The sequence below is a fragment of the Thalassobius vesicularis genome, from assembly GCF_004799325.1.
Taxonomy (GTDB): Bacteria; Pseudomonadota; Alphaproteobacteria; order Rhodobacterales; family Rhodobacteraceae; genus Thalassobius; species Thalassobius vesicularis.
On sequence record NZ_SSMD01000002.1, the window covers coordinates 335,660 to 345,271 of the forward strand.

Genomic DNA, 9,612 nt, shown 5'->3' on the forward strand with positions numbered 1-9,612 from the left:
TCCTTACTCGTTCAGGTGGTCGAGGCGGGCGCGCACGGACAGGCCGTGTGCTTCCAGGCTTTCAGAGATTGCCAGCGTTTCAGCGGCGGGTCCAATGGCGCGCAGCGCCGCGGGGGTCATCTTGGCCAGCGTGGTGCGCTTGACGAAGTCCATCACGCTCAGACCCGACGAAAACCGCGCCGAACGCGCCGTGGGCAGGACGTGGTTGGGGCCACCGACGTAATCGCCGATCGCCTCGGGCGTCCAGCCGCCCAGAAAGATCGCGCCCGCATGGGTGATCTTTTCGGCCAGACCGTCGGGATCGGCCACGCACAGCTCCAGGTGCTCGGGGGCGACGCGGTTCGATAGGGCGGCGGCCTGATCCAGATCGTTCACCATAATGACCGCGCCGTAATCGCGCCAACTGGCCCCGGCAATCGCGCGGCGCTCCAGCGTTTCCAGATGCTTGTCGACCGCGGCAGAGACCGCCTTGGCCAGATCGGCGCTGTCGGTAATCAGGATGGACTGCGCGCTTTCGTCATGCTCGGCCTGGCTCAGTAGGTCCAGCGCGATCCAGTCGGGATTGGCGTCCTTGTCGGCGATCACCAGAATCTCGGACGGCCCGGCGATCATGTCAATACCGACCTTGCCGAACACCCGCCGCTTGGCTGCCGCGACAAAGGCGTTGCCCGGCCCGGTGATCTTGTCCACCGGCGCAATGCTTTCGGTGCCATAGGCCAGGGCGGCCACAGCCTGCGCGCCACCAATGCGATAAACCTCGTCCACCCCGGCGATCCGCGCGGCCAGCAGAACCAGCGGATTCGCCACACCATCCGGCGTCGGCACCACGATGGCCAACCGCCCAACCCCGGCCACCTTGGCGGGGATCGCGTTCATCAGCACCGACGAGGGATAGGAGGCCAACCCGCCCGGCACATACAGCCCCGCCGCCGAGACCGGAGTCCAGCGCCAGCCCAACTGGGCGCCGCTTTCGTCGGTCCAATAGGCATCCTCGGGCATCTGGCGTTCATGGTAGGCGCGGATACGTACAGCCGCCAGTTCCAGCGCGGCGCGTTCGGCCTCTGGCACCTGCGCTACGTAGGCGTCGATCTCGGCCTCGGAAAAGCGCAGGGTTTCAGGCGTCAGTTGCAGACGGTCAAACCGGGCGGTCAGGTCAATCACCGCCGCATCACCGCGCGCCCGCACATCCGCGATGATCCCGGCCACGACGTCATCCACATCGGGGCTGTCCTCGCGCTTGGCGCCCAGCAGGGCGGCAAAGGTGGCTTCGAAATCGGCGTCGGATGCGTTCAGAAATACAGGCATGGTCCCTCCGGGCTTCGCACCGACATAGCCGCCCCGCGCCCCGGCCTCAAGCCTTTGCGCGGCCCGCCCGTCATCTTGCTGACATAACTGCCTGTTCAGGCGCCTTCCGGGTGCCCCGGCACATGCCCCGAGGGCGCACGATAGGGCCGCGTCACGTCGCGCAGCGAGACCTCCAGCGCCTCGACCTGCAACCGGATCGCGCCGTCGCCCGCCAGCACCAGTTCGACCACGCCCGAGGGTGCCTCGCCTTCTTGCCAATCCAGCGACAGCAGCGACAGGATCATGTCCGCCTCGCCGCGGGGCACGCCTTGCGAGGCGACACGCTGCACGTTTTCGAACACCAGAACGGATTGGACCCGCTCGGCCCCGTGGCGGTCGCGCCCGGCGTCTTCCCAGCGGAATCGGTTCAGCAGCAGTGCAAACCGCTGTTCCTTGGCCAGCCAACGCATTTCCGAGGCCGGGAACACCGCATCCTGCACCAGCGCCGAGATCACCTTCAGGTCGTCGCCATCCAGCGCGCCCAGGTTCAGCGGGGCTTCGCGCCCGTCCTCGAAACGTGCGTCCTGCGTCATTGGCCCTTTACCCGTTCGATTTTCGCGCCGACATTGCCCAGCTTTTCCTCGACCCGTTCATAGCCGCGGTCCAGGTGGTAGACACGGTTGACGATGGTTTCGCCCTCGGCCGCCAGACCCGCCAGAATCAACGAGACCGAGGCCCGCAGGTCCGTCGCCATCACCGGCGCGCCGCGCAGCTTGGCCACGCCCGTGACCTTGGCGGTGCCGCCGTGCACTTCGATCTTGGCACCCATCCGGGTCAGTTCGGGGGCGTGCATGAAACGGTTTTCAAAGATCGTCTCGTGGAGGTCGCTGGTGCCCTCGGCGGTGCACATCAGCGCCATGAATTGTGCTTGCAGATCAGTGGGAAAGCCGGGGAACGGTTCGGTCGTGACGTTCACGGCCTTGACCCGGCCCCTGGTGTTACTGACGACAAGGCCGGTGTCGGTCTGAGTGATTTCGATCCCGGTTTCCTCGAGCTTTTGGCAGAACGCCTCCAGCAGGTCGCGGCGGCCGCCCAGCAGCTCGACCGAGCCGCCGGCAATGGCGGGGGCCAGCATGTAGGTGCCCAGCTCGATCCGGTCGGTGACCACGGGGTGGGTCGCGCCGTGCAGACGGTCGACGCCCTGAATGGTGATGGTGCTGGTGCCCTCGCCCTCGATCTGCGCGCCCATCTTGCGCAGGCAGTCGGCCAGATCGACGATCTCGGGCTCGCGCGCGGCGTTTTTCAGAACGGTGGTGCCCTTGGCCAGCGTGGCGGCCATCAGCGCGTTTTCGGTCGCACCGACAGAGGCAAACGGGAAGTCGACGATACCGCCCTTCAGGCCGCCCGCAGGGGCCTTGGCGTGGACGTAGCCGTCGCGCAGGTCTAGCTCGGCGCCCATCGCCTCCAGCGCCTTCAGGTGCAGGTCGACGGGGCGCGCGCCAATCGCGCAGCCGCCGGGCAGCGACACAATCGCATGGCCTTCGCGCGCCAGCATCGGCCCCAACACAAGGATCGAGGCGCGCATCTTGCGCACGATGTCATAGTCGGCGGTGTGGTTGTTCAGGTCGTGGCTGGACATCGCCAGCACCTTGCCGCCCTGCATCGAGGTGACCTCGGCCCCCAGCGATTGCAGCAGCGTCGTCATGGTGCGGATGTCCGACAGGCGCGGCGCGTTGGTCAGCGTCAGCGGCTCGTCCGACAACAGAGTCGCGGGCATCAGCGTCAGGCAGGCGTTCTTGGCCCCGGCGATCGGAATGCTGCCATTCAGCGGGCCATTGCCCGTCACGAGAATCGAATCCATCAGTCCTGCCCTTCGTCGTTGTTTTCGCTGGCATTTTCCTGGCCCGAGCGCGCCTTGGCCTGGGCCTTTCTGCGGGCCATATTGGCCTTTAGCGCAGCCTTCAAGCGGTCCTCGCGCGCGAGGGGCTTTTTCGGGGGTTTTGTGCCGGGTGTTTTCTGCTCCATGACGCGTTCATACATTAGGGTGAAAAAAGCGTCCAGATTGGGCTTGCACACCGATTCATTTACCGCTAATCAGCGCTCCACGGTCGGACGGGACACACCGGACGACACGGAAACGGCGCTGCTGTAGCTCAGTGGTAGAGCACTCCCTTGGTAAGGGAGAGGTCGACAGTTCAATCCTGTCCAGCAGCACCATCTTCCCCCAAAACCGCACCACGCCACCGCCAGACAGGCGGATTTTTACGTGCGTTTTCAAATCATTACAGGTTTTACAGCGAATCCCCCGCGCCATATGCACCGTGCGCCCACAGGCCCCACAAAACGCCTGACAGCAAAGCTGCGCAACCTTCAACCGACCGACCACAACCGGCAAAAAACAGGCACTGGCGGACGCTTTGCCGGGGCCGACATGCGTGGGGCCCCGCCCCGGCGCTGCGCCACTGGCACAGACGCAGCCGTGGCAAAATTCCACAGGGTTTGTGGGATTCGGTCCGCAAACCACAGGGAAAGCCCCGGGGGCCGCCGTACGGCCTGCTGAGGCGGCGTTAACCCTGTCCGGCCACACTGCCCCGCATGAGCCACATGACCCGCCTGACCCCGTATCGCATCACCTCGCTGACCGAGTTCCGCCAGTCCTGCGGCGAGGGCATGCACTGGGTCCACGGCATGGGCAACCGGCTGTGGATCACCCGCTACGGCCGCGCCGTGGCCGCGCTGGTGCCGATGCACCAATGCGAACTGCTGGAGACCTGGGAAACCCGCAGCCTGCGCGAGGAACGCACCCGGATGGAGGACAACTATCGCCGCTGGAAACGCGTCAAAGGCGCAACCGACGAACCCGCCCTGTTCAACTGGAATCTGCGGGATCAACTGCGGGAGTGACTATGCCGCTTACTCGCAATCAATACGAGGCTGCTCGAAACCAACAACGGTGAAACTTTTCGCTGAGTTCGGTTTGGCGTAGAGCGTGTAGTAGCAGCTGTTGGAGTAGATACCGCCACCATATGTCTGCGCAGTAGCCATACCGCCATAGGTATTGATGGTTGTCGTGGACGGCATAAAGAACTCTTCCTGAATATGCCATTGGAACGCGTGCCGACCGTCAGGCATTTCAAATCTGTTCATCGGCGGCCCGTACTGAACATACACTTCCGAGATGTCTTTCCCCACAAATCCTTCCATGATTTGAGACGCACATCCGGCAAGAAGCATCATCCCGACTAATAGTATCGTTTTCATACGAACCCCAATTTGCGACAATATCTACTTGGGATTGTGTATATGATATTGAATTTATCGTAAATATTGTTTGACACCACGATGCGCGTGAGGTGCATCGAGTGATGAAGGCAAAATCGGTTCCGCAATATTCCAAAGAAAAAGCCCGCCGGCTGGCGGGCTTTTTGATCAGCTGTCCATCTTGAGGGCCGAGATGAACGCCTCTTGCGGGATCTCGACCTTGCCGAACTGGCGCATCTTCTTCTTACCGGCCTTCTGCTTTTCCAGCAGTTTCTTTTTCCGGGTGGCGTCGCCGCCGTAGCATTTCGCGGTCACGTCCTTGCGCAGGGCCGACAGGGTCTCGCGCGCGATGACCTTGCCGCCGATGGCCGCCTGGATCGGGATCTTGAACATGTGGCGCGGGATCAGGTCCTTGAGCTTTTCGCACATGGCGCGGCCACGGGTTTCGGCGCGGTCGCGGTGCACCATCATCGACAGCGCGTCCACGGGTTCGTCATTCACCAGGATCTGCATCTTCACGAGGTTATCCTCGCGGTAGCCGATCATCTGGTAGTCGAAGGACGCGTAGCCCTTGGTCACCGATTTCAGACGGTCGTAGAAGTCGAACACCACCTCGTTCAGCGGCAGGTCATAGACCACCATCGCGCGGGTGCCGGCATAAGTCAGGTCCATCTGGATACCGCGGCGATCCTGGCACAGCTTCAGCACGTCGCCCAGGTATTCGTCGGGCACCATGATGGTGGCCTTGATGCGGGGTTCCTGAACGTGGTCGACATAGGTCAGGTCGGGCATGTCGGCGGGGTTGTGCAGCTCCTGCATCGTCCCGTCCTTCATGTGCAGGTGATAAACCACCGAGGGCGCCGTGGTGATCAGGTCCAGATCGTATTCACGCTCCAGACGGTCACGGATCACCTCAAGGTGCAGCAGGCCCAGGAAACCGCAGCGGAAGCCAAAGCCCAGCGCTGCCGAAGTTTCCATTTCCGAGCTGAAGCTGGCGTCGTTCAGCTGCAGCTTTTCGATGGCATCCCGCAGCGCCTCGAAATCATTCGCATCGACCGGGAACAGCCCGCAGAACACCACCGGGATCGACGGCTTGAAGCCCGGCAGCGCCTGCGCGCAGGGCTTCTTGTCATGGGTGATGGTGTCGCCGACCTTGGTGTCGCGCACCTGCTTGATCTGCGCGGTGAAAACGCCGATCTCGCCCGGGCCGAGTTCCGGAAAATCCACCATCTGCGGCTTCAGCACGGCCAGCTTGTCGATCTTGTAGGCCGCGCCGGTGCGCATCATCTTGATCTGGTCGCCCTTCTTGATGACGCCGTCGATGACGCGGATCAGAACGACCACGCCCAGATAGGGGTCGTACCAGCTGTCCACCAGCATCGCCTTCAGCGGCGCGTCGCGCTCGCCCTTGGGGGCGGGCAGACGGTGCACGATCGCCTCCAGCACGTCGGGAATGCCCAGACCGCTTTTGGCGGAAATCGGAATCGCATCCTGTGCGTCGATGCCGATCACGTCCTCGATGTTTTCCTTTACCCGCTCGGGGTCGGCGGCGGGCAGGTCGATCTTGTTCAGCACCGGCACGATCTCGTGATCGGCGTCCAGCGCCTGGTACACGTTGGCCAGCGTCTGCGCCTCAACGCCCTGGCTTGCGTCGACCACCAACAGCGATCCCTCGACCGCCTGCATCGACCGGCTCACCTCATAGGCAAAGTCGACGTGACCGGGCGTGTCGATCAGGTTCAGCACATAGGTCTCGCCGTTCTTGGCGATATACTCGATCCGGACCGAGTTGGCCTTGATGGTGATGCCCCGCTCCCGCTCGATATCCATCGCGTCGAGCATCTGGGCCTTCATGTCCCGCTCGGCCACGGTGTTCGTGGATTGGATCAGCCGGTCGGCCAGGGTGGATTTCCCGTGGTCGATATGGGCAACGATGGAAAAATTGCGGATATGGGCGAGGTCTGTCATGGCCTGCGATATGATGCGGATTCGAGCGCCGGTCAATGGGTCAGATGCGCCCCGCCCCTTGTTTCCAAAGCGCGCGACCCTGTTTCTTTCTGACCAAAATACTCCCGCCGGAGGCGTCCCGGGCCCTCAGCCCGCGCCGCCCCCAGTGTTTCAGCGCAACACGTGCACCGCGCAGCGGGCATGCCGCACCACCGCCGTCGCGGTCGAGCCCAGCAGAAAATCCTGCATCCCCGGCCGGTGCGAGGCGATCACGATGCAATCCACGCCGTTTTCCGCAGCCCAATCCACGATGGTGCGGCCCGAATGCCCCTCGACCACCACGGCCTCGGCGTTCGGCAGGGCAACGCCCAGCGCGGCCAGCTCGGTTTCGATGGCGATGCGCGATTCGGCGATGTAGTCGGTCGGCATGTAGGAAATCGCGTAGCCGGGGATATGCTCCATCACGTGGATCAGGGTGATCTTTCCCCCCTCTTCACACAGGGCCTCGGCCACTTCGATGGCACCGGCGGCGTTGCGGTCACTGTCAAAGGAAACGGGCACAAGGATATTCGTGTACATGGCAGGGTCCTCCTGAGGTTTTGTCCATGGTGCGCCCAACGCCGCCTGCGCGCCTTGATACAGGTCACGTACAGATTTCTATTGTATTCCGAATTTGGAATGTTTATATCAGGGTCATCCCGCCCAACGGCGGCCCCCAAAACCCTTGTAAAGGACCCTACCCATGTCGATTGATCGCGCAATGTTCCGTTTCGCTGGCATCATGGTGCTGCTGAGCGTCGTTCTGACCGTTTACGTGTCGCCCTATTTCATGTGGTTCACCGTGTTCATCGGCGCGAATCTGCTGCAGTCGTCCTTCACCGGCTTTTGCCCGGCGGCCATGATCTTCAAAAAGCTGGGCTGCAAGTCCGGCTGCGCCTTCCAGTAAGTCTTCCTCCAGAGACTGAGAAAGGCCGCGCTTTCGGGCGCGGCCTTTTTGTATCTGCGAGTCTGTATCCGTGAGCGGGGCAATCAGACCGAAGCGATCCCTTCGGAGCCTTCCCCGGTCATCCGGCCGATAATCCGGGTCAGGGGCAGCAGGAAGGCCGGGCCGAACAGCGCCAGGCCGAAATACACGACAAAAGCGGCGATGGTGGAAAATCCAAAGCCGAGGAAACCTACAACCGCCGTCACGAAGCCGAGCACGCTGAACATCAGCAATACGACAAGTGCCATTTGAGTCTCCGTTTTCATCCATCTGGACATGAATTCGTAAATACAACGTAAACGGGAGAATATGGCTACATTGAGGCGAGTGGAAATTTTTCGCACGCGTGGCGGTTTTGTGCTGAACAGTGCAGGGCGGCGTCGGGACGGGCTCAGGGGCAGAGGTCGGGCGCGGTTCGGGGTGCCCCCGGACGGCAGATATGGGAAGGGCGGCCACTTGGGCCGCCCTTCTCACGCTCAGCGCGTGAATTTCTTGTGTTTGATCCGGGTCGGCTCCAGTGCGTCGGGACCGAGGCGGCGTTTCTTGTCTTCTTCGTAGTCCTCGAAGTTGCCCTCGAACCATTCCACGTGGGCGTTGCCTTCGAAGGCCAGGATGTGGGTACAAATCCGGTCGAGGAAGAAACGGTCGTGCGAGATGACCACGGCGCAGCCGGCGAAATCGACAAGCGCGTCTTCCAAGGCGCGCAGGGTTTCGACGTCCAGATCGTTGGTCGGTTCGTCAAGCAGCAGCACGTTGCCGCCCGAGCGCAGCAGGCGGGCCATGTGGACGCGGTTACGCTCACCACCCGACAGCAGCGACACTTTCTTCTGCTGGGTCGAGCCCTTGAAGTTGAAGGCCGAGCAATAGGCGCGGGCGTTCACCTCGGCGTCGCCGAGCTTGATGATGTCCTGACCGTCGGCGATGGCTTCCCAGACGTTTTCGTTCGGGTTCAGGTCGTCGCGCGACTGGTCCACGTAGGACAGTTTCACGGTGTCACCATACTCGACGGTGCCCTCGTCGGGCTGTTCCTGACCGGTCAGCATGCGGAACAGGGTGGTTTTGCCGGCGCCGTTGGGGCCGATCACACCGACGATGCCACCGGGCGGCAGGCTGAAGGACAGGTCTTCGATCAGCTGCTTGTCGCCAAGGTGCTTGGACAGGCCGTTGACCTCGATCACCTTGTTGCCCAGACGCGGGCCGTTGGGGATGACGATCTGGGCGCGACCGACCTTTTCACGCTCGGACGTGTTGGCCAACTCGTTATAGGCGTTGATACGGGCCTTTTGCTTGGCCTGACGGGCCTTGGGCGACTGCCGCATCCATTCGAGTTCGCGTTCCAGCGTCTTCTGCTTGGCCTTGTCCTCGCGGGCTTCCTGCTCCAGCCGCTTGGCTTTCTGCTCCAGCCAGGCCGAGTAGTTGCCCTCGTAGGGGATGCCGCGGCCACGGTCGAGTTCCAGGATCCAGCCGGTGATGTCATCCAGGAAGTAACGGTCGTGGGTGACGCACAGGATGGTGCCCTTGTAGTCGATCAGGTGCTGTTGCAGCCATGCGATCGTCTCGGCGTCCAGGTGGTTGGTCGGTTCGTCGAGCAGCAGCATGTCGGGCGCTTCGAGCAGCAGCTTGCACAGCGCGACGCGGCGCTTTTCACCGCCCGAAAGCTTGGTCACATCGGCATCGTCGGGCGGGCAGCGCAGGGCCTCGAGCGCGACGTCGATCTGGCTGTCCAGATCCCACAGGTTCTGGCTGTCGATCTCGTCTTGCAGCTTGCCCATTTCCTCGGCGGTTTCGTCCGAGTAGTTCATGGCCAGCTCGTTATAGCGGTCGAGGATGTCCTTTTTCGCCTTCACGCCCAGCATCACGTTGCCGCGCACGTCCAGCGACGGGTCCAGCTCGGGCTCCTGCGGCAGGTAGCCGACCTTGGCGCCCTCGGCGGCCCAGGCTTCACCCTGGAAGTCCTTGTCCATGCCGGCCATGATCTTCAGCAGGGTCGATTTACCCGCGCCGTTGACACCGACGACACCGATCTTCACGCCGGGCAGAAAGTTCAGGTGGATATTCTCGAAGCACTTCTTGCCGCCGGGATAGGTCTTGGAGACCCCCGACATGTGATAAACGTACTGGTAGGATGCCATGAC

11 protein-coding genes and 1 tRNA gene are annotated in these 9,612 nt (G+C 62.6%); 3 read left to right on the plus strand and 9 right to left on the minus strand.

Annotated elements, in window-relative coordinates:
• Window positions 1–3: 3 nt before the first annotated feature.
• The 4 genes from hisD to E7681_RS05470 all read right to left on the minus strand — a co-directional run bounded on the left by hisD (window position 4) and on the right by E7681_RS05470 (window position 3,324).
• Window positions 4–1,305: a histidinol dehydrogenase gene (gene hisD / locus E7681_RS05455; RefSeq protein ID WP_136338256.1), complete on the minus strand. Its 1,302-nt coding sequence runs from the start codon at window positions 1,303–1,305 to the stop codon at window positions 4–6.
• 95 nt (window positions 1,306–1,400) lie between these two features.
• Window positions 1,401–1,877, minus strand: a complete 477-nt coding sequence (locus tag E7681_RS05460) for a DUF2948 family protein (RefSeq protein WP_136338257.1) — start codon at window positions 1,875–1,877, stop codon at window positions 1,401–1,403.
• On the minus strand, window positions 1,874–3,145 hold the full coding sequence (murA, locus tag E7681_RS05465) for a UDP-N-acetylglucosamine 1-carboxyvinyltransferase (protein ID WP_136338258.1): 1,272 nt from the start codon (window positions 3,143–3,145) through the stop codon (window positions 1,874–1,876). Before murA ends, E7681_RS05460 begins: the two co-directional genes overlap by 4 nt.
• Window positions 3,145–3,324, minus strand: coding sequence for a hypothetical protein (locus tag E7681_RS05470; protein ID WP_136338259.1), 180 nt, complete (start codon window positions 3,322–3,324; stop codon window positions 3,145–3,147). The genes murA and E7681_RS05470 overlap by 1 nt, the downstream gene beginning before the upstream one ends.
• 102 nt (window positions 3,325–3,426) lie before the next feature.
• On the opposite strand from E7681_RS05470, the gene E7681_RS05475 reads away from it, so the two are divergent.
• Window positions 3,427–3,501: transfer RNA gene (locus tag E7681_RS05475), tRNA-Thr, on the plus strand.
• Between the two features lie 378 nt (window positions 3,502–3,879).
• Entirely contained in the window at window positions 3,880–4,188 is a 309-nt protein-coding gene (locus E7681_RS05480; protein WP_136338260.1) for a hypothetical protein, read from the plus strand.
• A gap of 9 nt (window positions 4,189–4,197) precedes the next feature.
• Here E7681_RS05480 and E7681_RS05485 read toward each other — a convergent pair whose 3' ends face one another.
• The 3 genes from E7681_RS05485 to E7681_RS05495 form a co-directional block, all read right to left on the minus strand.
• Window positions 4,198–4,545, minus strand: a complete 348-nt coding sequence (locus tag E7681_RS05485; protein WP_136338261.1) for a hypothetical protein — start codon at window positions 4,543–4,545, stop codon at window positions 4,198–4,200.
• A gap of 168 nt (window positions 4,546–4,713) precedes the next feature.
• Window positions 4,714–6,513 carry a translation elongation factor 4 gene (lepA, locus tag E7681_RS05490; protein WP_136338262.1) on the minus strand — a complete coding sequence of 600 codons (1,800 nt, stop codon included), beginning with the start codon at window positions 6,511–6,513 and terminating at the stop codon, window positions 4,714–4,716.
• A gap of 150 nt (window positions 6,514–6,663) precedes the next feature.
• Window positions 6,664–7,071 (minus strand): universal stress protein, encoded by a 408-nt coding sequence (locus E7681_RS05495; protein ID WP_136338263.1) that lies wholly within the window; start codon window positions 7,069–7,071, stop codon window positions 6,664–6,666.
• A 163-nt stretch (window positions 7,072–7,234) separates the two neighbouring features.
• On the opposite strand from E7681_RS05495, the gene E7681_RS05500 reads away from it, so the two are divergent.
• A complete protein-coding gene (locus E7681_RS05500; protein ID WP_136338264.1) occupies window positions 7,235–7,438 on the plus strand; it encodes a YgaP family membrane protein in 204 nt (67 codons plus the stop codon).
• An 83-nt stretch (window positions 7,439–7,521) separates the two neighbouring features.
• Here E7681_RS05500 and E7681_RS05505 read toward each other — a convergent pair whose 3' ends face one another.
• Together E7681_RS05505 and ettA are read right to left on the minus strand one after the other, a co-directional pair.
• A complete protein-coding gene (locus E7681_RS05505) occupies window positions 7,522–7,725 on the minus strand; it encodes a hypothetical protein (protein ID WP_136338265.1) in 204 nt (67 codons plus the stop codon).
• A gap of 228 nt (window positions 7,726–7,953) precedes the next feature.
• Complete coding sequence (ettA, locus tag E7681_RS05510) at window positions 7,954–9,609, minus strand: energy-dependent translational throttle protein EttA (RefSeq protein WP_136338266.1); 1,656 nt, start codon at window positions 9,607–9,609, stop codon at window positions 7,954–7,956.
• Window positions 9,610–9,612: the final 3 nt, after the last annotated feature.

Excerpts from the sequence above, each read along its gene's own strand:
- hisD (WP_136338256.1), bottom strand. The coding sequence starts at position 1,305 with ATGCCTGTATTTCTGAACGCATCCGACGCCGATTTCGAAGCCACCTTT.
- E7681_RS05460 (WP_136338257.1), bottom strand. The coding sequence starts at position 1,877 with ATGACGCAGGACGCACGTTTCGAGGACGGGCGCGAAGCCCCGCTGAAC.
- murA (WP_136338258.1), bottom strand. The coding sequence starts at position 3,145 with ATGGATTCGATTCTCGTGACGGGCAATGGCCCGCTGAATGGCAGCATT.
- E7681_RS05470 (WP_136338259.1), bottom strand. The coding sequence starts at position 3,324 with ATGTATGAACGCGTCATGGAGCAGAAAACACCCGGCACAAAACCCCCG.
- E7681_RS05480 (WP_136338260.1), top strand. The coding sequence starts at position 3,880 with ATGAGCCACATGACCCGCCTGACCCCGTATCGCATCACCTCGCTGACC.
- E7681_RS05485 (WP_136338261.1), bottom strand. The coding sequence starts at position 4,545 with ATGAAAACGATACTATTAGTCGGGATGATGCTTCTTGCCGGATGTGCG.
- lepA (WP_136338262.1), bottom strand. The coding sequence starts at position 6,513 with ATGACAGACCTCGCCCATATCCGCAATTTTTCCATCGTTGCCCATATC.
- E7681_RS05495 (WP_136338263.1), bottom strand. The coding sequence starts at position 7,071 with ATGTACACGAATATCCTTGTGCCCGTTTCCTTTGACAGTGACCGCAAC.
- E7681_RS05500 (WP_136338264.1), top strand. The coding sequence starts at position 7,235 with ATGTCGATTGATCGCGCAATGTTCCGTTTCGCTGGCATCATGGTGCTG.
- E7681_RS05505 (WP_136338265.1), bottom strand. The coding sequence starts at position 7,725 with ATGGCACTTGTCGTATTGCTGATGTTCAGCGTGCTCGGCTTCGTGACG.
- ettA (WP_136338266.1), bottom strand. The coding sequence starts at position 9,609 with ATGGCATCCTACCAGTACGTTTATCACATGTCGGGGGTCTCCAAGACC.